Below are 24,716 nucleotides of genomic sequence, written 5' to 3'. Positions count from 1 at the left end.
ACAGGCAATGCTCCTACACCTACACCACCTCGACCGCCGCAGCGTGAAGTCAGTCGTCTCTGCCTCATGAGCAGCAACTTCGCGACGGCCTGTCGCGCATACGATCCGTCGATCGTGATCATCGGGGCCGGCTTCGCCGGGGTTGCGATGGCCCACCGGCTGAAGAAGGACGGGTTCACGAACTTCACGATCCTGGAAAAGGCTGCAGACATCGGGGGTGTTTGGCGTGACAACACCTATCCGGGAGCGGCCTGCGACGTGCCGTCAGCGTTGTACTCACTCTCGTACAAGCCCAATCCTCGTTGGTCACGGCGATATGCCGAGCAACCCGAGATACTCAAGTACCTCCAACAACTCGTGGAGAGTGGCGGACTGGCCGCGCATCTGCGTACCCAGACCGAAGTTGTCGCAATGACCTTCGATGACCAAATAGGGCGTTGGACCCTGGTTACGAACTCGAACGAGACAATAACCTGCGATGTCGTCGTCTCGGCCGTGGGTCAGCTCTCCTTGCTCCACGTACCCGTTATTGCCGACGCAGACACCTTCCAGGGGCCGCGCTTTCATTCGGCGCGTTGGGACCGATCGGTTTCGCTTCGCGGCAAGCAAGTAGCCGTCATCGGCACAGGAGCTAGTGCCATCCAATTCGTGCCACACATCGCCCAGGAGGCGGAGCATGTCACGCTATATCAGCGCACGGCTCCGTGGATCTTGCCGAAGTGGGACAGCAGGTATGGAGTCCTTCACGACAGGGTGAGCGAGTTATTGCCGATGGCGCTGCGCCTCGAGCGTTTCGCGGTATGGCTAATTTTCGAGTTGCTCGCTGTGACGCTAGTCGACGCGAAGCCCCTCTCACGCGTCCTCGGTGCGATCGCGCGCCGCCACCTACATCGGCAGGTTGCTAGCCCATCTTTGCGCGAGCAATTGATGCCTTCGGACGCGCCAGGGTGCAAGCGAGTGCTGTTCTCGAATGATTACTATCCAGCAATCGCGAGTGATCGCGTGTCGTTGGTGCCGAAGGCTATCGCAGAGCTCTGCGACAACGGTGTCAAGACCGTGGATGGAGAGTTTCGTCCTGCAGATGTCGTGATCTACGGAACCGGGTTTCGCGCCACCGATTTTCTCGCCCCGATGTCCGTGCGCGGCTCTCGCGGAGTCTCCTTGGCCGAGGTGTGGAAGACCCAGGCGTACGCATATCTGGGCATCACTGTCCCCATGTTCCCGAACCTGTTCCTGCTTTATGGTCCCAACACGAATGTGGGCTCGGGGTCGATCCTCTACATGATCGAGTCACAAGTCCGTCACATCGCAACGCTCATCAAAGCCGTGGCTGCTCATCCGGGTCATGCGATCGATGTCAGGACGGAGAGCGCGCAACGCTACAACACGCGCTTGAGAAGGCGACTACGGAGGTCGGTGTGGGCGCTGTGTGCGAGCTGGTATCGAACCTCGAGCGGGGAAATCCCGACGAACTGGCCGGGGCCTACCTTGGTTTATCGACTCCTTACCCGGAAGCCGCACAGCGGCGATTACGTCTTGAGAAACGTCGGGCGTCTAAAGGTCGGAGACCCTCCAGAACCGAGCCTGGCCGACTAAGGGCACGAGACGCGCCCTTAACCGCTAGGCCAATAATGTCTAGATATTGACATCAATGGCATCTTTGTAAAGACTGGTGGACGCCGTCAAAGCGGCCCAGCGTCCAGGAGGAACCATGACGAATCACCTTCTCGCACCTGCGCACCACGTGAAGGAGCGGTTGTCCTCTGTGATCATGGTCCCCGCGCCTCACGCCGTCGACGACAGATGGCGTCGATGGAGCCGGGACTGGCCGGTTCGTGAACTGGCACCGGCACCCGCGGGCAGTGGATTGAAAGCCGTCCGGGGGGATGCCGGACTGCCCTTCGTAGGTCACACGCTCGACTACATCCGATTCGGCTCGGATTTCAGTCGAGAGCGCTACGACCGTCTGGGTTCGGTGTCGTGGATGGGCGCGTTCGGCACCAAGATGGTGGTCATCGCCGGCCCTGACGCCACTCGAGAGGCGTTCACGAGCGAAGCGAAGGCATTCTCTCAGGATGGCTGGTCCTTCCTGATCGACGCCTTCTTCCATCGCGGTTTGATGCTCATGAGCTTCGACGAGCACTTGATGCACCGGCGCATCATGCAGGAGGCGTTTACGCGTCCGCGCCTGACCGGATACGTCGAACAGGTAACGCCATGCGTTCGCTCGGCAGTGCCTGCGTGGCCGGTGGGCCCGTCGGTTCGAATCTACCCACTGTTGAAGGAACTCACCCTCGACATCGCTACCGACGTCTTCATGGGCGGCCGCGGCAAGGACGAGAGCGATGCTGTCAACAAGGCGTTCGTCGCTACGGTCCGGGCGGCGAGTTCCCTTGTGCGTGCTCCGCTTCCGGGAACCAGATTCCGCGCTGGTGTGCAAGGGCGGCGCGTTTTGGAGGACTACTTCTTCCGGCATCTGCCGGCCGCGCGAGCCGGTGAAACGGAGGATCTGTTCGCTGCTCTCTGTCAAGCCACGACCGAAGACGGGGAGCGGTTTTCCGACGAGGATGTGGTGAATCACATGATCTTCTTGATGATGGCGGCCCACGACACCTCGACGATCACCACCACAGCGGTCACCTATTTCCTTGCCAAGTATCCGCAGTGGCAGGAGGCTGCGGCTGCGGAAGCCGCGGCCATCGGTGACGGGTTGCCGGACATCGAGGCCCTGGAGAAGATGACGGTCATCGACCTCGTGATCAAGGAAGCGCTCAGACTGCTTGCACCTGTTCCGCTGGTGATGCGCAAGACGGTTCGAGATGTCGCCATCGATGGATATCACATCCCCTCGAACACGTTATGCGCTATAACGCCTGCCGTGAATCACTTCGATCGAACGATCTGGAGTGATCCGGAGCGGTTCGATCCCTCACGTTTCGACGAGCCTCGGCGCGAAGACCAACACCACCGATTCGCCTGGGTTCCGTTCGGAGGTGGAGCGCACAAGTGCATCGGCATGCAATTCGGGACGCTCGAGGTCAAAGCAATCCTGCACAGGATGCTGCGTTCGTTCACTTGGAAGGTTCCGGAGAACTATCACGTCCGATGGGACAACACCTCGCTGCCCATTCCGGTGGACGGACTTCCGTTGGAGATGAAGCGCCGATGACCGTCGACCACAGCCCCTACCTCGAACCCACGGAGTTTCTTGACTGGCAACAAGATTCGGTACGTGACTTCGTGTCATCGGCGATCCGTGGTGCCTGCGGCGACACCGAGAAGGCCATCGCCATCTTCACCGCGGTCCGTGACTCCATTTGGTACGACCCCTACACGGTGACCGACAACCCGCACGCGTATCGCGCCAGCACCGTCGCGACCGCAGAACGGGCCTACTGCGTCCCGAAGGCCGTGCTCTTGACTGCAGCGTGCCGAGCGGCGGGAATCCCGGCGCGGCTGGGGTTCGCCGACGTCCGAAACCACCTCCAGACCAAGGCATTGCGCGAGCGGATGGGTGGTAGCGACGTTTTCGTCTACCACGGCTACAGTCTCATGTTCCTCAACGGTGCGTGGGTAAAGGCCACCCCGGCGTTCAATCGCGAGCTGTGCGCACGCTTCGGTGTCTCGCCGATCGAATTCGACGGCCGTAGCGACGCGCTACTCCATGGTTTCACCGCTGACGGCACCCAGCACATGGAGTATCTGCGCGACCGGGGAGCCTACGACGATCTACCCCTAGCAGACATCCTGCAAGCACTGAGAACGCATTACGGCACATTCATCGATCAGCCGAACAGCCGTCCCGACCTCTTCGCCTGAAAGGGCACTACACGATGCAAAGCACAATGCAAAATGTTCCGCTCACGGTGTCGGCGATCGTCCAGCATGCGGCAGCCATACACGGTGACAGCGAGGTCGTCACTCCGACCGGAAATGGATATCGGAGAACGCCTTACCGCATTGTGCTGGCGCGAGTGGCTCGCCTTGCCAATGCGCTGCGCAGTCTTGGCGTCACGGCGGACCAACGCGTGGCCACCTTCCAGTGGAGCAACCAGGAACATCTGGAGGCCTACTGTGCGATTCCCTCCATGGGCGCGGTCCTGCACACGCTCAACATTCGTTTGGCCCCAGAGCAACTGGCGTACATCGCCAACCACGCGAGCGATCAGATCGTCCTAGTCGACGCTTCGGTTGCCCCGTTGTTGGCGCGCGCGCTCCCAGCGATGGCGTCGGTGCACACCGTCATCGCCACCGGGGAGGGCGACCTTGCCCCGCTACAGGAATGCGGGAAGACCGTTCTGCGTTACGAGGAAGTGCTTGCCGGCCAAGAAGAATCATTTGACTGGCCTGAGCTCGACGAGCTGTCCGCCGCGGCCATGTGTTATACGAGCGGTACCACCGGAGATCCCAAAGCCGTCGTCTACAGCCACCGTTCGACGTACCTTCACTCCCTGACCGCCTGCACAGCTAACGCTTTGTCAGTCAGCGAGGCCGACCGTGTGCTGGCCATCGTCCCAATGTTTCACGCCAATGCGTGGGGGCTTATCTACGCAGCGTTGATGTCCGGTGCGGATCTGGTACTGCCTGACCGGTATCTCCAAGCCGAACCGTTGGTGTCGATCATCGAAGACACCAGACCGACCGTGGCCGGTGCAGTGCCGACGATCTGGAACGATGTCGACCGATATCTGGATTCGCACCCTGAGCGGGACATTTCTTCGTTACGGCTGGTCGCGTGCGGGGGGTCTGCTGTTCCGCTTTCGTTGATGCGGGCATTTGAAGAGAAGTACGACGTGCCCATTGTGCAGGCCTGGGGTATGACCGAAACCTCTCCGTTGGCGACCGTTGCACGTCCGGCTCACAGAGCCGACGCGACGCGGCGCTGGGAGATGCGCGCATCCCAGGGCCGGCCGATCTGCGGTGTCGAAATCCGGTTGCGGGACGACGACGGGAAAGACGTGCCGTGGGACGGGCAAGCAGTTGGGGAGATCCAGGCGCGCGGTCCCTGGATCACCGGGTCCTATTTCGGAGACAACGATACGGAGAAGTTCGACGAAGGATGGCTGCGTACCGGTGATGTGGGCAAGATCGACGCCGAGGGCTATCTGACACTGACCGACCGCTCGAAAGACGTCATCAAGTCAGGTGGCGAATGGATCTCCTCGGTGGAGCTGGAAAACACGCTGATCGGCCACCCTGCCGTGTACGAAGCGGCGGTAGTCGGCGTCGCGGACGATAAATGGCAGGAAAGGCCGTTGGCGCTTGTCGTCGTCCACCCCGGAACCGATGTTGACATTGACCAACTCCGATCGTTCCTTGCGGACAAAGTCGCCAAATGGTGGATTCCCGAGCGATGGAGCTTCGTGTCCGATATTCCGAGGACGAGCGTCGGAAAGTACGACAAAAAGGCCATCCGTGCGCGCCACTCTGCCGGCGAATACCTCATCGAAATCGAAACGTCATAACGTCAAATCCCTGGAATTCCAACAGTCGGAAGGTAATCATGTCCTCACCAATCTCTCCCTGGATGAATGCCGAATTACTCGAGCTTCGTGACCTCGCTGCGAAGTTCTTCTCGGCCGAATTGGCGCCGCATGCGAACCGCTTTGCAGACCAGCACCACGTCGACCGAGAACTGTGGAACCGAGCAGGCGAGCTGGGCCTGCTCTGCATGTCTATACCTGAGGAATACGGCGGAGGCGGTGGCACTTTCGCGCACGAAGCGGTCGTGCTTGAAGAGCAGGCCCGCATAGGTGACAGCTCATGGGGCGCGGGACTGCACAGCGGAATCGTCGCCCACTACATCCTGCGGTACGCGACTGAAGAGCTGCGCGCGCAGTGGCTTCCCAAGATGGCATCCGGTGAAATGATCGGGGCGATCGCCATGACAGAACCGGGGACCGGGTCCGATCTGCAGAGCGTCAAGACAAAAGCCCTCCTGGACGGTGACGAGTACGTTATCACCGGCTCCAAGACTTTCATCACCAACGGCCAACAGGCCGACCTCATCATCGTTGTTGCCAAGACAGATCCGAGCCAGGGCGCTGCGGGCATCTCTTTGATCGTTGTCGAGGCTGACCGGGCGGGATTCCGGCGCGGCAAGGTTCTCGACAAAATCGGCCAGCGCGGCCAGGACACCTCCGAGTTGTTCTTCGATGAAGTGAGAGTTCCGCGCTCGCATCTACTGGGCCAGTCTGAGGGACAGGGCTTCATTCAGCTGATGACGCAGCTGCCACAAGAGCGACTCATCGTCGCGGTGGGGGCTGTCGCAGCGATGGAACTTGCCCTGGAGCAGACGCTCAAGTACACGCGTGAGCGGGAGGCGTTCGGTCGGCCTGTCTTTGGCTTTCAGAACACCAAGTTCACGCTGGCTGAAGCCGCGACAGAAACGCGCATCGCACGAGTGTTCCTCGACTACTGCATCGACCTGCACCTTGCGGGTCAACTGGACGTGCAGACCGTCGCCATGGCGAAGTGGTGGACCACTGAGCGAGCGATGAAGGTACTCGATGACTGTATGCAGCTTCACGGCGGATATGGCTACATGACCGAGTACCCCATCTCGAGGTTGTGGGTGGATCAGCGCGTGCAAAAAATCTATGCCGGCACGAACGAGGTGATGAAGGAAATCATCTCGCGTTCCCTATGACTCAGAGGAGTTGCCGCCTGCACGTTAGTCATCTAGAGGAGGAGGACTGATGGCATCGATGGTGGTGCCGTATCGCCACGACATGGGCGGCCACTGCGGATCGGGGGCTCTTCGGGATTTGACCGAATGGGCCGGGATCCGTTGGGGTGATGACACCCCGGACGAAGGCATCGTGTTTGCTCTCGGCGGGGCCCTCGACTTCTCGTATGTTCGCTCGGCCCACCTACGTCCACCGATCTACCTCGTTGGACGCAGCGCGGACCTCGAAGACGAATACTTGACCCGGTTGGGCGCGCGCTTCGAGTGTCGTTCGACAGACGACCCCGATCTCGGGTGGAAATGGGTGACCGAACAGATCGATGCCGGTACGCCGGTCATGGTGTGGACTGACATCGCCGAATTGCCCTATTTGAGAACGCGTCTGAGTATGAGCCGGCACGATGTCGTGATCGTAGGGTACGACGACGACGAGGAACTCGCCTTCGTGGTCGATAACGATCGCGATACACCTCAAGCCGTGCCTTACGAGAATCTACGGAAGGCGCGGGCATCGACGGGATTTCCCGTCCCCACGCGGCACACCACCTACGTAGTCGAGTGGCCCGGCGCGGCACCAGATCTCGGCAATGCTGCCCGGTCGGCCTTCCGTAGGTCCGCGGACGCGATGCAGGGTTCGTGTGTGAGCGCGCCGATCACCGAGGACTCCGATTGTGAAATTCAGGTGCGTGGGCTACCAGGGGTATCGACTTTTGTGGAGGATCTCAAGCGGTGGCCGAAGATCTTTGACGACGACACCCTCGACGGAGCCTTGTTTGCGCTGAGCGCCTTCATCGAAAAAGCCGGAACCGGAGGCGGTCTGTTCCGAGATCTGCAAGCACGTGGATGTCGGCGCGTCGCAGAAGAGTTGAGTTTCGAACCTGCGTTTAAAGCAGCGAAGGCTGCAAAGACCGCATCTGAGTTGTGGACCGCGGTTGCGCACGCCGCTTATGACCGCGGTGCAGATCCGCACCGAAGAGCGAGCGGCGCCGCGTCCGTGGCTGCGCAATTGCCGACAGCCGAACGTCGACTCGCGGAGGCGCTGAGGGAGGCAGGAGATCTACTCCTATGAGTTCTGATTGCTTCGAAGCAAGCCGAACTGGTTGCGACCCAGCAGATTTATTTGAGCGCTTTGAATTGTGTCATAAGAGGGGAGAATCACGATGGCTGTCTTCGCTGATGCGGAAGAGGTTTACCGCTACCTCGCCGGCATCTTTCGACGAGGTTTGGAGAACGAAGACCTTGCGAACAGACTTGCCGGGTCCGGGGTGGTGTTACGGATCCACTACACCGATCCGGATGCGGTAGTAACCGTGGATATGCCGGAGAAGGTCGTAGAGACCGGCGCGGACAGTGGCGTTACACCGAATGTCGAATTGTTCATGTCCGCGGATACCGGCAACAGGTTCTGGTTGGGGAAGGTGAACTTGACCATGGCGATGGCGAAAGGAACTGTACGAGCGAAAGGTCCTGTCACCAAACTGATCAAGCTCATACCGCAGGCAAAGAACCTCTTTCCGGAGTACCGGGCAATCCTTGAGGCCGACAAGCGTCACGACCTGCTCAATGTGTGATGTCGGTGCGGTACCGCGCCCGGGCCCTGGTGAGCGGCCGGCGCGGGCCTCTGGGCGATGTGCCCGGAGATCATCCAGGACAGTTCGCGCGACCACCGTGCGCGGTCGGGATAACTACTCGAGAAGCGTAATTCGATAGAAGGGACTTCAACATGAAGACACGTGCGGCTGTTTTGTGGGGGTTGGAGCAGAAGTGGGAGGTCGAAGAAGTCGAGTTGGATCCGCCAGGTCCCGGGGAGGTCCTCGTGCGGCTGGCGGCCACCGGCTTGTGCCATTCCGACGAACATCTGGTGACCGGCGACCTCCCGATCCCATTGCCGGTAGTGGGGGGTCATGAGGGTGCTGGCACAGTCGTGGAGTGCGGCGAAGGGGTTGAGGAACTGTCCGACGGTGATTCTGTCATCTTGACCTTCCTTCCCTCGTGTGGGCGCTGCTCGTACTGCGCGCGCGGCATGGGCAATCTCTGTGAGTTGGGAGCGGCGCTCATGATGGGACCGCAGATCGACGGCACCTATCGCTTTCACGCACGAGGCGAGGACGTCGGGCAGATGTGTTTGCTCGGGACGTTTTCCGAGTACACAGTGGTGCCGCAGGCGTCCGTGGTCAAGATTGACGGCGGAATCCCCCTGGATCGGGCAGCCTTGATCGGTTGCGGCGTCACGACCGGTTACGGATCTGCGGTGCGGACTGGGGAGGTGCGCGCCGGGGACACCGTCGTGGTAGTGGGAGCGGGCGGAATCGGAATGAATGCGATTCAGGGCGCGCGAATCGCGGGAGCGCTAGCGATTGTGGCGGTCGATCCGGTGAAGTTCAAGCGAGAGCAAGCGAGCGGGTTCGGTGCGACGCACACCGCGGCCTCGATGGATGAAGCTTGGTCGCTGGTCAGCGATATGACGCTGGGCAAGCTGGCTGATGTCTGCATCCTCACCACCGATGTGGCTGAGGCCTCCTACACCGCGGAAGCGCTGGCCTTGGTCGGAAAGCGCGGGCGCGTCGTGGTCACGGCCATCGGGCACCCCGACGACTCATCGATCTCAGGATCACTGCTTGAAATGACGCTTTACGAGAAGCAGATTCGTGGCGCTTTGTATGGCTCATCCAATGCGCCGCACGATATTCCGCGACTGGTCGAGCTGTACTCCGCTGGGTTGTTGAAGCTCGATGAGTTGGTCACCCGCGAATACTCCCTCGACCAAATTAATGAGGGCTACCAGGATATGCGTTCAGGAAAAAATATCCGAGGGCTGGTCCGGTTCTGAAGAGCATCATGCCCACTGCTGTCTTCATGTGCTTGCGTTGCTGCAGATCATGCGGCCGGGCCGCTTGGGTGGTTGGCGTCGGGTCCTTCTTTCCCGTCGTGAGGACGGCAAGCATCAGACACCTCATCGATCATCTATCACATTCTCTGGGAGGCTGAGATGACGGACGCTGGCACGACCACGGCAAGCAGGGATGGGGCTGCTCGTTTCGCTATCGCCCCGGAGGTGTGGACCACGCCGGAGCGACGAGCGCTGAGCCAAATGGCACGGTCTTTCTCGGAACGTGAAATCGCGCCGAAGCTAGCGGAATGGGAGCGCGTGGGTGAGATTCCGCGCGACCTGCATCTCAATGCTGCCGAGGTGGGGCTTCTCGGAATCGGGTTCCCGGAAGAAGTCGGCGGCAGCGGCGGCAATGCGATTGACTCTGCACTGGTCACTGAGGCCATCCTGGCCGCAGGCGGGTCCACTGGCGTCTGCGCCGCCTTGTTCACCCATGGCATTGCCCTTCCCCACATTGCCGCCAATGGCTCCGACGCCCTGATTGAACGATATGTCCGTCCTACGCTCGCAGGAAAGATGATCGGCTCGCTGGGCGTTACCGAGCCTGGAGCAGGCTCAGATGTCGCGAATTTGCGCACACGCGCAGTGCGCGAAGGGGACACCTACGTGGTCAACGGAGCAAAGACGTTCATCACCAGCGGAGTTCGGGCGGACTTCGTTACGACGGCGGTACGCACCGGCGGACCGGGTTACGGTGGAGTTTCATTGCTCGTGATCGACAAGAATTCGCCTGGATTCGAAGTGTCCCGCCGGTTGGACAAGATGGGATGGCGATGTAGCGACACCGCCGAGTTGACTTTCGTCGACGTTCGCGTACCGGCTGAGAACCTGGTGGGGGCAGAGAACAGCGGGTTTTTGCAGATCATGCAGCAGTTTCAGGCTGAACGGCTCGGCATCGCCGTCCAGGCGTACGCGACGGCGGGTAGGGCTCTCGATCTTGCCAAGAGTTGGGCGCGGGAGCGTGAAACGTTCGGTAGACCCTTGACGGGGCGCCAGGTGATTCGCCATAAGCTTGCGGAGATGGCTCGACAGGTCGACGTGGCGTGCACCTACACCCGTGCGGTCATGCAGAGGTGGCTAGCGGGGGAGGATGTCGTTGCCGAGGTGTCGATGGCCAAGAACACCGCTGTGTATGCGTGCGACTACGTGGTTAACGAGGCGGTTCAGATCTTCGGTGGGATGGGCTACATGCGTGAGTCTGAGATCGAGAGACACTATCGAGACTGCCGGATTCTCGGAATAGGCGGTGGCACCAACGAAATCATGAACGAGGTCATCGCCAAACGTATCGGACTCTAGCGACTTGATTGAATCGCCCTGACTTTCCCGGAGGCTCGGGTTATTGGATTCCGGACAGGGGTTGGTCGGTCCCATGTGCATCGTAGAACGCGGCTTCGAACTCGGTGGGTGGGATGTCATTAAGGTAGCTGTGTAAGCGGCTGGTGTTGTGCCAGTACACCCAGCTCAGGGTCGCGAGTTCGACGTCCTCGACGGTCTTCCACGGCCTGGTGCGGACTGGCCCGTAGATCAGCTCCGCCTTGTAGTAGCCGTTCACCGTCTCCAGGGCATTATCGTAGCTGTCTCCGATCGTGCCGATCGAGGGGACCGCTCCGATCTCGGCGAGCCGTTCGCCATAGCGGACGGCGCTGTGCCGGCGTTGGTGATTGTAGAAGGTGTAGCACCAGTCGATGACAACCGCGCGCGCTTGGATGCTATCATGGAATCTATTGCGGGACAATACTTCCCACTCCAAGGAGGAGAAGAACGCCTCCGCGGCAGCATTATCGAAGCACGACCCGACCCGCCCCATCGACTGCCGAATCCCCAACTGCCGGCACAACTTGGTGAAAGCGTTCGCGGTATAGGTGCTACCGCGGTCGGTGTGGAAGATGACCCGCTCGGCCTCCTCGTCGCGCCAGATCGCCTGGCGGCCCCCGCGGGCGGCCACCGCCATCTTGATGGCCGCACACGCCAACTCGGCATCCGGATGCAGGCCCATCGCCGCCCCCAGCAACCGCCGGCTGTAGAGGTCGATCACCGTCGCCAAATACAATTTCTGACCGGACTCGGTCGGGATCTCGGTCATGTCGCCGACCCATTTGCGGTTCGGCGCGGACGCAGTGAAGTCGCGTTTGACCAGGTCCGCGAACTTCGGGGCCGCCTTGTCCTGTTTGGTCAGCCCATTGCGGCGTTTGATGCGGCGCGCCACCAAACCCTGGCGGCGCATCGAGTCTGCCACCGTTTTCTCCGACACCTGCCAGCCCAGCTCACGCAAGTCGGTGACCAGCCGCGGCGACCCATGCAGGTCCCGGGCCTTGTCGAACGCCGCCGCGACTGCCGCGTCGAGTTCGACGCGGCGCCGCTCGGTGTCGGTATAGGGCCCATCCGGGTCAGCCGCACGCTTGATCCACTTGTAGAACCACGCCGCGCTGACTTCCAGCAGCCTGCACGTAACCTCATGCGGCACCCGGTATTTGGCCCTCTGGTCGGCGATGAAACGTGCCACGCTCACTTCGTCGCCTCCTTCACCCACAGGACCACTGATCGCTTGAGGACATCACGCTCCATCCGCAGCTCGGCAACCTCGCTGCGCAGGCGTTTGAGTTCCGCAAGATCGTCGCGGGTCAACTCCCCACGGCCCTCCCGCGCCTCACGGTCCTGGGCAACCCAATTGCCCAAAGTGCCCTCATGCACACCCAGATCCCGCGCGACCTGCGCGATCGGCTTACCCGTCTCCCGCACGATCCGAACAGCCCCCTCACGGAACTCCCGGTCGTACTTCTTCCGCTTCTCTGACATCGCTACTCCTTATAGCTGATGCCTCCACGGTCTCGGGGGAACCTCACGCATGTATGCCGATGGTGCTGGCTTGCGCTTCATCGCACAGCAGCTCACCGACGATGGAGTGCCATCACCGAGCCAATACAACCCGGCACGGAACCGGCATCGTGACCCACGTGGATGGTCCCATTCGGCGATCCGCGCCATTCTCGACAACCCTGCGTACCGCGGTATCCGTGTCTGGGGCAAGCAGGAGAAGTATGAGGTCCTTTTGAACCCCGATGATGTCGCCGCGGGATATGAGACTCGCATGCGGTGGCGCGATCGGGCCGACTGGATCGCACCCGATCGACGCACGCACGAAGAGCTGATCCCTGATGAGCTGGCGCAGGCTGTTCGTCTCCGGATGCAGGCGCGGCGTGGTCCCGGTCGCGTGTGCAGCAGAGAATCGACAGTGCCGTATGCGCTGCGTGGGCTGCTGTTCTGCGCCGCATGTGGACGGCGAATGCAGGGCGCCGCCCGGCCGGGGAAGCAAACAACGCGGATCCTCTACCGTTGTGAGTTCGGCAAGTCACGTTCTGTACCTGTGGACCTGAGTGATCATCCGCGCACCGTCTATCTCCGCGAAGACGCAGTGACAGCGCGACTCGACGAATGGATCGCCACTCTGGCCGATCCAGAAGACCTCGCACGCGGGCAAGACGTGGACCCGGCGGCCGGACCTGGCTACGCCGCCTTGCAGCGCCAGCTGAGCGAGGCGAATGCCAAAGTGGCTGCCTTGATCACCGCCGTGGAGTCTGGCGTGGCCGTTGAGGATCTAACTGCTGCGTTGCGTCAACGTACCGCCGAGCGCGACGAGCTGAGGGCACGCGTTGAGCGAGTGGAGCGGCCCCGCGCCATGTGTGCCGCCGAGATCAGTGAGTTAGTTAAGGAGTTAGGCGGACTGTCGGTCATCCTCGGCGCGGCAACCGGAGCTGAGCGCGCCGAGGTGTACGCAAGCTTGGGCCTGCGTCTCGACTACGACCCGCATCTTCGGCGAGTCACGGCGACTGCCGACCTGAGTCGTGTCGCCGGATGTGTCCGAGGGGGGACTTGAACCCCCACGCCCGTTAATAGGGCACTAGCACCTCAAGCTAGCGCGTCTGCCATTCCGCCACTCGGACTCGTTGTGGGCAGCTAAGGCTATCGGATCACTGAGGCGTGACCCAAACCCAGTCGCCAGGTCAATGGTACGAATGGTGACTGTGACTGGTCCCGTCAACGCCGAAGCGGAGGTCGTCGACCTCGTCAGCGCGCTCATCCGGTTCGACACGTCCAACACCGGCGACCCGGCCACCACCATGGGTGAGGCCGAATGCGCGCGCTGGGTGGCCGAACAGCTCGAAGAAGTCGGCTATACGACCGAATACGTGGAGGCCGGTGCGCCGGGCAGGGGCAATGTGTTCGCCCGGCTCGAGGGCTCCGACAGCTCGCGTGGGTCGCTGCTGCTGCACGGCCACCTCGATGTCGTGCCCGCCGAGGCGTCCGACTGGAGCGTGCACCCGTTCTCCGGCGCGGTCGAGAACGGCTACGTGTGGGGTCGCGGCGCGGTCGACATGAAGGACATGTGCGGCATGATGATCGCGATCGCGCGGCACTTCAAACGCGCAGGCATCACCCCGCCGCGCGACCTGATCTTCGCGTTCCTGTCCGACGAGGAGGCCGGCGGCAAGTTCGGCTCACACTGGCTGGTCAAAAACCGGCCCGACCTGTTCGCCGGGGCTACCGAGGCGGTCGGCGAGGTAGGCGGCTTCTCGTTGACCGTGCCGCGCAAGGACGGCGGCGAGCGGCGCCTCTACCTGGTCGAGACGGCCGAGAAGTCGATGAACTGGATGAAGCTGACCGCGCGCAGCCACGCCGGCCACGGCTCGATGATCCACGACAGCAACTCCGTGACCGCGGTGGCCGAAGCGGTGGCCAAGCTGGGCCGCCACGAGTTCCCGCTGGTGATGACCGACGCCGTCAGCCAGTTCCTGCAGGCGGTCACTGAGGAGACCGGCTATTCGTTCGACGTCGACTCGCCGGACCTGGCCGGCGCCATCGCCAAGCTGGGCCCGATTGCCCGAGTGGTCGGCGCCACCCTGCGCGACACCGCCAATCCGACGATGCTCAAGGCCGGGTACAAGGCCAACGTCATCCCGGCCTCGGCCGAAGCGGTGGTGGACTGCCGGATTCTGCCGGGGCGTCAGGCGGCCTTCGAACACGAGGTCGACGAGCTGATCGGCCCGAACGTCACCCGCGAGTGGGTCACCGAACTGCCGTCCTACGAGACCACGTTCGATGGCGACCTGGTCGACGCGATGAACGGCGCGATCCTGTCCGTGGACCCCGACGCCCGCATCGTGCCGTACATGCTTTCCGGGGGTACGGATGCAAAAGCGTTCGCGCAGTTAGGGATCCGATGCTTCGGGTTCGCACCGCTGCAGTTGCCGCCCGACCTCGACTTCACCGCGTTGTTCCACGGCGTCGACGAACGGGTACCCGTTGACGCGTTGAAGTTCGGTACCCAGGTCCTCGAGCATTTCCTGTTGCACTGCTGATCGACGAAAGGACGAGTCATGGCGTTTGATTACAACCCCTACGAGTTCCTCCCCGAGTTGCCCTCGTTCACGGTGTCCTCGGACACCTTCAACGACGGCGACGCGCTGGGCAACGACCAGGTCAGCGGCATCATGGGTGCCGGGGGAAACGATGTCTCGCCGCACCTGACCTGGTCGGGCTTCCCCGAGGAGACCCGCAGCTTCGCGGTCACGGTCTATGACCCCGACGCCCCGACCGCGTCCGGCTTCTGGCACTGGGCGGTGGCCAACCTGCCCGCCACCGTCACCGAACTGCCCGAGGGAGTGGGTGACGGCAGCGGCCTTCCCGGCGATGCGCTCACGCTGCGCAACGACGCCGGCCTCCAGCGCTTCATCGGCGCCGCCCCGCCTCCGGGACACGGCCCCCACCGCTACATCGTCGCCGTGCACGCCGTCGACGTGGAGAAGCTCGATCTGCCCGAGGACGCGACTCCGGCGTACCTCGGGTTCAACCTGTTTCAGCACGCGATCGCGCGGGCGCTGATCCACGGCACCTACGAGCAGAAGTAGCAGAACACTGAAATCTGCTCTGCGCGCTCCGATTTCCTGCACGGCTGGCTTTTCTGAGGAACTGACGTATGGTCGCAGGTGAGTGATTGCCACTTCTGCTTAAGGAGCGACAATGGCTGACAAGAAACCCGGTAGAAGCCTGAAGAAGGCTGAACGGTCCCTCAAGGACCGGCGCGCTGAGAAGCGTCAGCGCGAAGCCGAGGCGGGTGAGTTCATCCGCAAGCGCAAGCGCGCAAGCTAGGCCGCAGAACCGACCGCTTCGGCCAGTGAGCCGAAGCCCCCCTCGTGAAGGCGGCGGGCGATTCCGTCGTGGATGCCTTTGGCCCACAGCCCGCCGCCGTACACGAATCCGGTGTAGCCCTGCAGGAGTGAGGCTCCGGAGGCGATCCGGTCCCACGCGTCGTCGGCGGTTTCGATGCCGCCGACACTGATCAGCACCAGCCTGTCCCCGACGCGGCGATAGAGCCTGCGCAGCACCTCGACCGAACGTGTGGCCACCGGCCGCCCGGAGATCCCGCCGGGCCCCAGTTCGTCGAGGCCCGGCGTGGCCAACCCGTCGCGCGACACGGTCGTGTTGGTGGCGACGATTCCGGCCAGGCCGAGATCGACTGCCAGGTCGGCGATTTCATCGACGTCTTCGTCGGACAGGTCCGGTGCGATCTTCACCAGCACTGGTTTCGACGTCTCCGCCAGCACCGCGGTCAGGATCGGGCGCAACGACGAAACCGCCTGCAGGTCGCGCAGCCCCGGAGTGTTCGGAGAGCTGACGTTGACCACCACGAACGAGGCGAGCGGTCCCAGCAGACGCGCCGATGTCGCGTAATCCTGCACCGCCTCCTCCGGCGGCGTGATCTTCGTCTTGCCGATGTTCACGCCGATGGGGATATCGGGAACGTGCCGGGCGAGCCTCACCGCGAGTTCGCCCGCGCCGTGGTTGTTGAATCCCATCCGGTTCAACAGCGCATGGTCGTCGGGCAGCCGAAACATCCGCGGTTTCGGATTGCCGGGCTGGGCTTGGGCGGTGACGGTGCCCACCTCGGCGTAACCGAAGCCGAGTGCGCCCCACGCGTGCAGTCCGCTGCCGTTCTTGTCGAACCCGGCGGCCAGGCCCAGCGGTCCGGGAAACCGAACACCGAACACCGTGCTGGCCAGTATCGGATCGCGGGGTCCCAACCACCGTCTCAACGCGCGCCTGGTCCACGGCGGATAGGTGACGGCCCGCAGCAGTGCGAAGACCCACGTGTGAATCCGTTCGGGTGCAACGAGAAACAGCGCCCGCCGCAGCGCGCCGTACATCATCGCCTCACTGTGCGGGCTGCTCCGGGATGTTCATCCGGCTGGCTGCGGTCTTCTTGCGGCGCAGCAACACCCGTCGCGAACCGTCGGTGTAGAGCCTGACGCGGGTGAGTTCCCAGCCTCGGTATTCGGCCTCGATCGACAACCGGGTCGAGGCGCTGACTCGCGTGACGTCCGGCGGCAACCGCAGCGGAATCCATTCGTAGTCGTCTGAGAGGTCTGATTTGACGGCGTCCTCCCAGGCCGCTGGCATCCGTCCGCGGTGAAGTGCGCTCATGCGTGCGCTCTCGCCGCGTCGACGATCACCTGCACACCCGCTCCCGATCCGGACACCACATACAGGGTGCCAGAGGATTCGTCGAATGCCAGGGAGTTCGGTTGCTGCACGGTTCGATATCGCACCTTCTCGACGGGAATGCCGGTGGCCAGATCGTAGCCAACGACCTCGTTCGTCGCAGTCTGCGACACCCAGGCCAGCGTCGACGACCCGGCGAGGCCGTAGGGGGCGTCGCGCACCGGGTACCGCTGACGCAGGATCAGCGGATCGGTGCCGAAGACCAGGAGCCCCTCGCCGCGGGTGTCGGCCACCAGCACCCGACCGGCCGGGTCGGCGACCATCGTCGTCGCACCCTCGCCCGCCCGTAGCGCCTGCGCCTGCTCCTCGCCGTTCTCGGTGAGCGCCGTCACCGACGTCTGGGCGCGGTCCAGTACCACGGCCGTATTCCCTTGTGTGACAAGCGCATCGACACGGGCAAAGATATTCAGCGTAGCGGCTACGGCGGTGTCTGAGCCCAACGTGTAGACGGCGCCGTCGGCGCTCCCGAGCACCAGTCGGCCGTCCGCGCGCCGCGCGATCGCGGTGAAGTCGGTGTCGGGCAGGCCCTCGACCTCGACCTTGGTCGCGGTGCGGCCGGCGACGTCGATCCGGTGGTAGCCGCCGCGCGTCGCCGCGTAGACCTGGCCGTCGCCGTCACCCGTCAACGCCGTTGCGGGACTGGACAACGACACCGTCGCCGCGTCCTCGCCGCCCGGGGAATACACCGTGACCTGCGATCGGTCCGCCGGATCGGGCGCCAGTACCACCAGTGAGCCGCTTTCCGCGTCGACGATCGCCGCCTGCGCATCGGCGCCCAGCGGCCGCACGACGCCGTCGGGCCGGCCGGCCACCGGTGGGGACACCGCGGCCTGCGCGGGCGCGATGGTGGCAGGAGCGTCGGAGCTTTCCGACGAGCAGCCGCCGACCAGCGCAAATGCCGGCACGATAGCCAGCGCCGCCACGATCCGGCGAATCGGCTGATTCGATGTGTTTACCACGGGCGCCAAGGGGTAGCTCTCGGTCGTGCGTACGGTTAAGCGACTGAACGGCCAGTCTAGGCAGACCGCTGCGCGTCGGCTTTCGTCCGCTCGCCGTGCCCTCCCAATTAGCGGCCGCGTCAACGGTATGGTGCGATCATGACCCTCGCCACGGACCGCGCGACCGGCGCCGGTGAGTTTGTCATCGAGGACATGACCACCGGCCTGTATGCCAGCGGCTTCGGCCAGGTGGGCGACGGCCGCAGCTTCTCGTTCCATGTCGAGCGCCAGATGCTGGTCGTCGAGATCTACCGCCCGCGGTTGGCGGGACCGGTCCCGCACGAGGAGGACGTGGTCGCGGTGTCCAGCCGCAAGCTGACCGACATCGACCTCACCGACCGACGCAGCGTGGGCGCGGCGGTGCGTGATCTCGTCGCGTCCGCAGAGCCGGTGGCGCGGACCGGTCGCTAACACCCGCCCACGGTACGGTCGTCGTCGTGACGGACGTGCCGGCGATGTCGTGGGTGCAGGTCGTCGTCCTCGCGATTGTGCAGGGGCTGACCGAGTTCCTGCCCGTCAGCTCCTCGGGGCACCTGGCGATCACGTCGCGCGTGTTCTTCGCCGACGACGCCGGGGCGTCGTTCACCGCCGTCACCCAGTTGGGCACCGAGTTCGCGGTCCTGCTCTACTTCGCCAAGGACATCGGGCGCATCGTCAAGGCCTGGTTCAACGGCTTGTTTGTCACCGCGCACCGCAACGCCGACTACTGGTTGGGTTGGTATGTGATCGTCGGGACCATCCCCATCGCCGTCCTCGGGCTGCTGTTCAAGGACCAGATCCGCACCGGCGCACGCAATCTGTGGGCGATCGCGATCGCGCTGATCGTGTTCTCGGCCGTCATCGCCGCCGCCGAGTACTTCGGCCGCCAGGCGCGCACCGTCGAACAGCTGACGTGGAAGGACAGCATCATCGTGGGCTTCGCGCAGTGCCTGGCCCTGCTGCCCGGTGTGTCCCGTTCCGGCGCGACGATCAGCGCCGGGCTCTTCCTCGGTCTCAACCGCGAGCTGGCCGCCCGGTTCGGTTTTCTTCTGGCCATCCCCGCGGTGTTCGCCTCCGGGTTGTTCTCGCTTCCCGACGCGTTCCATCCCGTCGGGGAGGGGATGAGCGCGACCGGCCCGCAGTTGCTGGTGGCCACGCTGATCGCGTTCGTGGTCGGTTTCGCCGCAGTGGCTTGGTTCCTGCGGTTCCTGGTCAGGCACAGCATGTACTGGTTCGTCGGGTATCGCGTCATGCTGGGCACCGTGGTGCTGATCTTGTTGGGGACGGGTGTGGTGGCAGCGACATGACGGTCATCCTGTTGCGGCACGGCCGCTCGACGTCCAACACCGCGCACACGCTGGCGGGCCGGTCCGAGGGCGTCGACCTCGACGACAAGGGTCGCGAACAGGCGCATGCGGTGGCAACCCGCATCGGTTCGCTGCCGATCCGCGCGATCGTGCGCTCGCCGCTGTTGCGCTGCGAACGAACCGTGGAACCGCTGGCCGCGGCGCTGGGCCTGACGCCGATCGTCGACGACCGGATCTCGGAGGTCGACTACGGGGCCTGGACCGGGCGCAAGATCGCCGACTTGGTCTCCGAGCCGCTGTGGGCGGTGGTGCAGCAGCAGCCCAGCGCCGCGGTGTTCCCCGGCGGGGAGGGCCTGGCCCACGTGCAGGCCCGCGCGGTGTCCGCGGTCCGTGAGCACGACCGTCGACTCGCCGAGGAGCACGAGGGCGACGTGCTGTGGGTCGCCTGCACTCACGGCGATGTGATCAAAGCCATTGTCGCCGACGCGCTCGGCACCCATCTCGACAGCTTTCAGCGGATCACCGCCGACCCGGCGTCGATGAGCGTGATCCGTTACACGGCGGTGCGGCCGTTCGTGATCCACGTCAACCACACTGGTGACCAACTCACGTCGGGGCTGGCGCCCAAACCCGCGAAAAGCGACGCGGAAGACGGCGAGGTGCCGCCGGAGGATGCCGTCGTCGGCGGGTCCACCGGCTAGTCGCAATTACGGGTGACAAGCCCCAACCGGTATTTTGGGAGGTGCCATGGCCCGCGCAATCCACGTCTTCCGCACACCCGACCGATTCGTGGCCGGGACCGTCGGCCAACCCGGTAATCGCACGTTCTACTTGCAGGCCGTCCACGACAAGCGCGTTGTGTCGGTGGTTCTGGAGAAGCAGCAGGTCGCCGTGCTCGCCGAACGGATTGCCGCGCTGCTGCTCGAGATCAATCGCCGGTTCGGAACGCCGATTCCGCCCGACACCGGTGATGTCGAGGATCTCAGCCCGCTGATCACTCCGGTCGACGCGGAGTTCCGCGTGGGCACCATGGGACTGGGCTGGGACTCCGAAGCCCAGACGGTCGTCGTCGAACTGCTGGCGGTGTCGGAAACCGAGTTCGACGCGTCGGTGGTGCTCGACGACGCAGAGGAGGGCCCCGACGCGGTCCGTGTGTTCCTCACACCGGAATCCGCGCGCGAGTTCGCGACGCGCTCCAACCGGGTGATCTCGGCAGGCCGCCCGCCCTGTCCACTGTGTGACGAACCGCTGGACCCCGAAGGCCACATCTGCGTGCGCACCAACGGCTATCGGCGCGGCGCCTTCGCCGAGTCCGACGATGACATCGACATCTGACGGCGGGGCCGATGCGGTCCGCGAAGAGGTGCTGCGGCGCGGTGAACTGACCGTCATCGGGCGCATCCGATCGGCCAGCAACGCGACCTTCCTGTGCGAGGCGAATCTTGGGCAGCACCAAGTCCATTGCGTCTACAAGCCGGTGGCGGGCGAGGCACCGCTGTGGGACTTCCCCGACGGAACGCTGGCCGGTCGCGAGCGCGGAGCCTATCTGGTGTCGGCAGCGTTGGGATGGAATATCGTGCCCTACACCATCATTCGTGAAGGGCCGGCGGGTGAGGGCATGGTGCAGCTGTGGGTGGACCAGCCGGGCGACGAGGTCGACGACGAACGACCGGACGGGCCGGATCTGGTGGATCTGCTTCCCGCAGGGCGCATTCCGCCCGGCTTTTTGCCGATCCTGCAGGCCTACGACTACGCGGGCGACGAGGTCGCCCTGGTGCACGCCGACGACGACCGGTTGCGCCGGATGGCGGTGTTCGACGTGCTGGTCAACAACGCCGACCGCAAGGGCGGACACATCCTGTCCGGCGTCGACGGTCGGGTGTACGGCGTCGACCACGGGGTGACCCTGCACACCCAGGACAAGCTGCGCACCGTGCTGTGGGGCTGGGCCGGTAAACCCGTCGACGACCAGACACTGGAATCGGTGGCCGCGCTGCGCGATCAGCTGCGCAACGGGTTAGGCGACGAACTGTGCGCGCTCATCACCGAGCGGGAGATTGCCGCGTTGCTCTCCAGAACCGTTGCGCTGCTGACCGATCCGGTGATGCCCACACCCGATCGGCATCGCCCGATCCCGTGGCCGGCGTTCTGAGCGATGACCCTGACTGATGCGGCGTTGGCCGCCGAGGTGGCCGCCGAGGCGGGCGAGATGCTGCTGAAGGTCCGCGAGGAAGTGGGTTTCTACGACCCGTACGACCTCGGCGACACCGGCGACAAGCTGGCCAACAGGCTGATCCTCGATCGGCTTCGCGCTGAGCGGCCCGACGACAAGGTGCTCTCCGAAGAAGCGGTCGACGATCTGTCCCGCGTCGACGCCGACCGGGTGTGGATCGTCGACCCGGTCGACGGCACCCACGAGTACTCGATGCCGCGGCGCACGGACTGGGCGGTGCACATCGCGCTGTGGCGACGCGACGGCGGGCCTAACGGGCGCATCACCGACGCCGCGGTCGCGCTACCCGCGCGCAACGAGGTCTACCGCACCGACACCGTCACCCCGCCGCCGCCCCGCGCCGACGGCCCCATCCTGATCACGGCCAGCTCCAACCGGCCGCCGCCGGTGCTGTGGTGGCTGCGCGACCGGATGGACATCCAGTTGGTGCGCATCGGGTCCGCGGGCGCCAAGGCGATGGCGGTGGTGCGCGGTGACGTCGACGCCTACCTGCACGCCGGCGGACAGTGGGAGTGGGATTCGGCCGCGCCCGCCGGCGTGGTGCAGGCCGCGGGTCTGCACGCGTCGCGCATCGACGGCTCGGAGCTGGTCTACAACCGGCGCGACCCCTACCTGCCCGACCTGTTGATGTGCCGGCCCGAGCTCAGCGAGGCGCTGCTCAAGGAGATCCTCTCGGCGTATCGGAGCCGCTGGAGGGACTGATCGGGAATGAAACGGCCGCCCGCGATGTCGGTCAGATCGATGCCTAGAGTCGAGACTATGAATTCGTGGCCGGCTCCCGTCGTCCCGGCGCTGCCGGGCCGGGGACCGCAGCTGCGCCTCTACGACAGCGCCGACCGGCAGGTCCGTCCCGTCAGCGCGGGCGAGACGGCCACGATGTACGTCTGCGGCATCACGCCCTACGACGCGACCCACCTCGGCCACGCCGCCACCTACCTCGCCTTCGACCTCGTGCACCGCATTTGGCTGGACGCCGGGCATCGGGTGCACTACGTGCAGAACATCACCGACGTGGACGACCCGCTGTTCGAACGCGCGCAGCGCGACGGCATCGACTGGCGCGAACTCGCCGACCGCGAGACCCGGCTGTTCAGCGAGGACATGGCCGCGCTGCGGGTGCTGCCGCCGCACGACTACGTCGCCGCCACCGAGGCCATCGCCGAGGTCATCGAGGTGGTGGAGAAGCTGTTGGCCTCAGGTGCCGCCTACATCGTCGACGACGCCGAGTATCCCGACGTGTACTTCCGCGCCGACGCCACCGCACAGTTCGGTTACGAGTCCGGCTACGACCGCGACACCATGGCCCGGTTGTTCGCCGAACGCGGCGGCGACCCGGAGCGACCGGGGAAGGGCGACGAACTCGATGCGCTGCTGTGGCAGGCGCAACGGGCGGGGGAGCCGAGTTGGCCGTCGCCGTTCGGGCCGGGCCGCCCGGGATGGCACGTCGAATGTGCGGCCATCGCCCTGAGCCGCATCGGCACCGACCTCGACATCCAGGGCGGCGGCAGCGACCTGATCTTCCCGCACCACGAGTTCTCCGCCGCGCACGCCGAATCCGTCACCGGCGAGCGCAGATTCGCGCGTCACTACGTGCACGCCGGCATGATCGGCTGGGACGGCCACAAGATGAGCAAGAGCCGCGGGAACCTGGTGCTGGTCTCGCGGCTGCGCGCCGAGGGCGTCGACCCCGCGGCGATCCGGCTCGGGCTGTTCGCCGGTCACTACCGTGCCGACCGGTACTGGAGTGACGCGGTGCTCGCCGAGGCGGTCGAGCGGCTGGGTCGTTGGCGTGCGGCGGTCGCGCTGCCCGGCGCGCCGAATGCGACCGATGTCGTGCAGCGGGTTCGCCGGTACCTCGCCGACGATCTGGACACCCCGAAAGCGCTTGCGGCGCTGGACGGTTGGACAACCGACGCGCTGAGCTACGGCGGCCACGACCCCGAGGCGGGGCACACGGTGGCGACCGCCGTCGACGCGTTGCTGGGCATCGCGCTGTAGCCCCGTTGCGGCGAGTGCGCGCGTCTGTCGACGACACGCCGCTGGTTTCCCAGCCATTTGTGCACCCTCGCGGCGCGCTGAACGTGCGTCGAATGCCGCCGCCGGCGCGGTACCTTAGCCGCCATGAGTTCACTGAACGGCAAAGTCGCGTTGATCACCGGCGGGGCGAACGGCATCGGCGAAGAGGTGGCCCGGCGGCTGCACGACAAGGGCGCCAAGCTCGTGCTGACCGACCTCGACGCCGACCGGTTGGCCCAGGTCGCTGCCCGGTTCGGCGAGGACGGGGTGGTGACATCGGTCGCCGACGTGCGCGACCTGGCGGCGATGGAGGCGGCGGTCGCCAAGGGAGTCGAACGGTTCGGCGGCATCGACATCGTGATGGCCAACGCCGGCATCGCAACCTACGGGTCGGTGCTCGGGGTCGACCCGCAGGCGTTCCAGACGATCATGGACGTCAACGTCGTCGGCGTGTTCCACACCGTGCGCGCTGCGCTGCCCTCGGTGATCGACCGGCGCGGCTACGTCCTGGTGGTGTCGTCGGCGGCCGCCTACGCTGCCTCGGCCGGCATGGCTCCTTATGACGCCTCGAAGGCGGCCGCCGAGCATTTCGCCAACGCGCTGCGCTTGGAGGTCGCGCACCACGGTGTCGACGTCGGGTCGGCGCACATGCTGTGGATCGACACGCCGCTGGTCCGGGAGAGTCGCTCGGACCTGCCGAGCGCGCGCAAGATGCTCGACTCTCTGCCCGGGCCGCTGGGCAAGACCACCTCGGTGGACAAGTGCGGTGAGTTGTTCGTCGCTGGCATCGTGGCCCGCAAGCGGCAGATCAACTGCCCGCGGTTCGTCGGCCTGATGCGCTGGCTCAAGCCGCTGCTGGCGTCGCGGCTGGGGGAGCGGGCCACGCTCAAGACGGTGCCGGATCTGCTGCCGAAGATGGACGCCGAGGTCGCCGCGTTGGGCCGGTCGATGAGCGCGCGCACCGAGGCGCTGGAAAAGCGCTAACCCTCACTGCCGCGAGCGACCGAGTTTGCCCCGCGACACGCCGCGCTTGACCGTACAAATG

At 64.5% G+C, this 24,716-nt stretch carries 24 protein-coding genes, 1 tRNA gene and 3 pseudogenes; 21 read left to right on the top strand and 7 right to left on the bottom strand.

What is annotated here, in order from left to right; translation table 11 throughout:
- Nucleotides 1–66 precede the first annotated feature (66 nt).
- From A5759_RS18315 to A5759_RS18275, 9 genes are all read left to right on the top strand, one after another.
- Nucleotides 67–1,596 carry an NAD(P)/FAD-dependent oxidoreductase gene (locus A5759_RS18315; protein WP_068200057.1) on the top strand — a complete coding sequence of 510 codons (1,530 nt, stop codon included), beginning with the start codon at nt 67–69 and terminating at the stop codon, nt 1,594–1,596.
- A gap of 115 nt (nt 1,597–1,711) precedes the next feature.
- Nucleotides 1,712–3,169 carry a cytochrome P450 gene (locus tag A5759_RS18310; protein WP_011560575.1) on the top strand — a complete coding sequence of 486 codons (1,458 nt, stop codon included), beginning with the start codon at nt 1,712–1,714 and terminating at the stop codon, nt 3,167–3,169.
- Nucleotides 3,166–3,819 carry a transglutaminase family protein gene (locus A5759_RS18305; RefSeq protein ID WP_011560574.1) on the top strand — a complete coding sequence of 218 codons (654 nt, stop codon included), beginning with the start codon at nt 3,166–3,168 and terminating at the stop codon, nt 3,817–3,819. The genes A5759_RS18310 and A5759_RS18305 overlap by 4 nt, the downstream gene beginning before the upstream one ends.
- Before the next feature lie 26 nt (nt 3,820–3,845).
- Complete coding sequence (locus A5759_RS18300) at nt 3,846–5,465, top strand: fatty acid--CoA ligase (protein ID WP_094286550.1); 1,620 nt, start codon at nt 3,846–3,848, stop codon at nt 5,463–5,465.
- A 38-nt stretch (nt 5,466–5,503) separates the two neighbouring features.
- Nucleotides 5,504–6,649, top strand: coding sequence for an acyl-CoA dehydrogenase family protein (locus A5759_RS18295; protein WP_068200043.1), 1,146 nt, complete (start codon nt 5,504–5,506; stop codon nt 6,647–6,649).
- A gap of 49 nt (nt 6,650–6,698) precedes the next feature.
- On the top strand, nt 6,699–7,757 hold the full coding sequence (locus A5759_RS18290) for a BtrH N-terminal domain-containing protein (RefSeq protein WP_068200039.1): 1,059 nt from the start codon (nt 6,699–6,701) through the stop codon (nt 7,755–7,757).
- A gap of 91 nt (nt 7,758–7,848) precedes the next feature.
- Nucleotides 7,849–8,259, top strand: coding sequence for an SCP2 sterol-binding domain-containing protein (locus A5759_RS18285; RefSeq protein WP_005110592.1), 411 nt, complete (start codon nt 7,849–7,851; stop codon nt 8,257–8,259).
- Nucleotides 8,260–8,411: 152 nt separating this feature from the next.
- Nucleotides 8,412–9,518, top strand: coding sequence for an NDMA-dependent alcohol dehydrogenase (locus A5759_RS18280; RefSeq protein WP_068200036.1), 1,107 nt, complete (start codon nt 8,412–8,414; stop codon nt 9,516–9,518).
- 159 nt (nt 9,519–9,677) lie between these two features.
- Nucleotides 9,678–10,877, top strand: coding sequence for an acyl-CoA dehydrogenase family protein (locus A5759_RS18275; RefSeq protein ID WP_068200032.1), 1,200 nt, complete (start codon nt 9,678–9,680; stop codon nt 10,875–10,877).
- Between the two features lie 40 nt (nt 10,878–10,917).
- Here A5759_RS18275 and A5759_RS26155 read toward each other — a convergent pair.
- From A5759_RS26155 to A5759_RS18265, 3 genes and pseudogenes are all read right to left on the bottom strand, one after another.
- Nucleotides 10,918–11,223 (bottom strand): annotated as a pseudogene (locus A5759_RS26155) (integrase core domain-containing protein); the annotation flags it as partial.
- Nucleotides 11,221–12,090, bottom strand: a pseudogene (locus A5759_RS18270) (IS3 family transposase); the annotation flags it as partial. The pseudogenes A5759_RS26155 and A5759_RS18270, both read right to left, overlap by 3 nt.
- The gene (locus A5759_RS18265; protein WP_068200030.1) at nt 12,087–12,377 is read right to left on the bottom strand and encodes a transposase; all 291 of its coding nucleotides are present in this window, start codon (nt 12,375–12,377) and stop codon (nt 12,087–12,089) included. The gene A5759_RS18265 and the pseudogene A5759_RS18270, both read right to left, overlap by 4 nt.
- A gap of 46 nt (nt 12,378–12,423) precedes the next feature.
- Here A5759_RS18265 and A5759_RS25700 point away from each other — a divergent pair.
- Nucleotides 12,424–13,455, top strand: a pseudogene (locus tag A5759_RS25700) (recombinase family protein); the annotation flags it as partial.
- Here A5759_RS25700 and A5759_RS18255 read toward each other — a convergent pair.
- Nucleotides 13,437–13,522, bottom strand: a tRNA-Leu gene (locus tag A5759_RS18255). The pseudogene A5759_RS25700 and the gene A5759_RS18255 overlap by 19 nt on opposite strands.
- Before the next feature lie 72 nt (nt 13,523–13,594).
- Between A5759_RS18255 and A5759_RS18250 the strand changes: the two genes are divergently transcribed.
- From A5759_RS18250 to A5759_RS26485, 3 genes are all read left to right on the top strand, one after another.
- On the top strand, nt 13,595–14,938 hold the full coding sequence (locus A5759_RS18250; RefSeq protein WP_068200029.1) for a M20/M25/M40 family metallo-hydrolase: 1,344 nt from the start codon (nt 13,595–13,597) through the stop codon (nt 14,936–14,938).
- An 18-nt stretch (nt 14,939–14,956) separates the two neighbouring features.
- Complete coding sequence (locus A5759_RS18245; protein ID WP_064393976.1) at nt 14,957–15,487, top strand: YbhB/YbcL family Raf kinase inhibitor-like protein; 531 nt, start codon at nt 14,957–14,959, stop codon at nt 15,485–15,487.
- Between the two features lie 112 nt (nt 15,488–15,599).
- Entirely contained in the window at nt 15,600–15,728 is a 129-nt protein-coding gene (locus A5759_RS26485) for a hypothetical protein (RefSeq protein WP_255361514.1), read from the top strand.
- Here A5759_RS26485 and A5759_RS18240 read toward each other — a convergent pair.
- From A5759_RS18240 to A5759_RS18230, 3 genes are read right to left on the bottom strand one after another with little or no spacing between them, the layout of a single operon-like run.
- Nucleotides 15,725–16,783 (bottom strand): quinone-dependent dihydroorotate dehydrogenase, encoded by a 1,059-nt coding sequence (locus A5759_RS18240; RefSeq protein WP_197506110.1) that lies wholly within the window; start codon nt 16,781–16,783, stop codon nt 15,725–15,727. The genes A5759_RS26485 and A5759_RS18240 overlap by 4 nt on opposite strands.
- Nucleotides 16,784–16,790: 7 nt before the next feature.
- Nucleotides 16,791–17,060: a DUF5703 family protein gene (locus A5759_RS18235; RefSeq protein ID WP_064393974.1), complete on the bottom strand. Its 270-nt coding sequence runs from the start codon at nt 17,058–17,060 to the stop codon at nt 16,791–16,793.
- On the bottom strand, nt 17,057–18,046 hold the full coding sequence (locus tag A5759_RS18230) for a hypothetical protein (protein WP_231984693.1): 990 nt from the start codon (nt 18,044–18,046) through the stop codon (nt 17,057–17,059). Before A5759_RS18230 ends, A5759_RS18235 begins: the two co-directional genes overlap by 4 nt.
- Nucleotides 18,047–18,235: 189 nt before the next feature.
- On the opposite strand from A5759_RS18230, the gene A5759_RS18225 reads away from it, so the two are divergent.
- The 8 genes from A5759_RS18225 (at nt 18,236) to A5759_RS18190 (ending at nt 24,655) form a co-directional block, all read left to right on the top strand.
- Nucleotides 18,236–18,547, top strand: a complete 312-nt coding sequence (locus A5759_RS18225) for a hypothetical protein (RefSeq protein ID WP_064393972.1) — start codon at nt 18,236–18,238, stop codon at nt 18,545–18,547.
- Nucleotides 18,548–18,591: 44 nt separating this feature from the next.
- Nucleotides 18,592–19,422 carry an undecaprenyl-diphosphate phosphatase gene (locus A5759_RS18220; RefSeq protein WP_064394185.1) on the top strand — a complete coding sequence of 277 codons (831 nt, stop codon included), beginning with the start codon at nt 18,592–18,594 and terminating at the stop codon, nt 19,420–19,422.
- The gene (locus A5759_RS18215) at nt 19,419–20,123 is read left to right on the top strand and encodes a histidine phosphatase family protein (protein ID WP_064427901.1); all 705 of its coding nucleotides are present in this window, start codon (nt 19,419–19,421) and stop codon (nt 20,121–20,123) included. The genes A5759_RS18220 and A5759_RS18215 overlap by 4 nt, the downstream gene beginning before the upstream one ends.
- 46 nt (nt 20,124–20,169) lie before the next feature.
- Nucleotides 20,170–20,757 carry a DUF3090 domain-containing protein gene (locus A5759_RS18210; protein WP_064393970.1) on the top strand — a complete coding sequence of 196 codons (588 nt, stop codon included), beginning with the start codon at nt 20,170–20,172 and terminating at the stop codon, nt 20,755–20,757.
- A complete protein-coding gene (locus tag A5759_RS18205) occupies nt 20,741–21,574 on the top strand; it encodes an SCO1664 family protein (protein WP_094286545.1) in 834 nt (277 codons plus the stop codon). Before A5759_RS18210 ends, A5759_RS18205 begins: the two co-directional genes overlap by 17 nt.
- Before the next feature lie 3 nt (nt 21,575–21,577).
- Complete coding sequence (locus A5759_RS18200; protein ID WP_064393968.1) at nt 21,578–22,357, top strand: 3'(2'),5'-bisphosphate nucleotidase CysQ; 780 nt, start codon at nt 21,578–21,580, stop codon at nt 22,355–22,357.
- Between the two features lie 57 nt (nt 22,358–22,414).
- Nucleotides 22,415–23,653: a cysteine--1-D-myo-inosityl 2-amino-2-deoxy-alpha-D-glucopyranoside ligase gene (gene mshC, locus A5759_RS18195; protein WP_064425633.1), complete on the top strand. Its 1,239-nt coding sequence runs from the start codon at nt 22,415–22,417 to the stop codon at nt 23,651–23,653.
- 123 nt (nt 23,654–23,776) lie between these two features.
- Nucleotides 23,777–24,655: an SDR family oxidoreductase gene (locus A5759_RS18190; protein ID WP_068200021.1), complete on the top strand. Its 879-nt coding sequence runs from the start codon at nt 23,777–23,779 to the stop codon at nt 24,653–24,655.
- The last annotated feature ends 61 nt before the right edge of the window (nt 24,656–24,716 follow it).

This window comes from Mycobacterium sp. 852014-52144_SCH5372336, assembly GCF_001665615.1.
Taxonomy (GTDB): Bacteria; Actinomycetota; Actinomycetes; order Mycobacteriales; family Mycobacteriaceae; genus Mycobacterium; species Mycobacterium neumannii_A.
The sequence above is the reverse complement of the archived record's forward strand: the minus strand, read 5'-3'. Positions and strand labels throughout refer to the sequence as shown.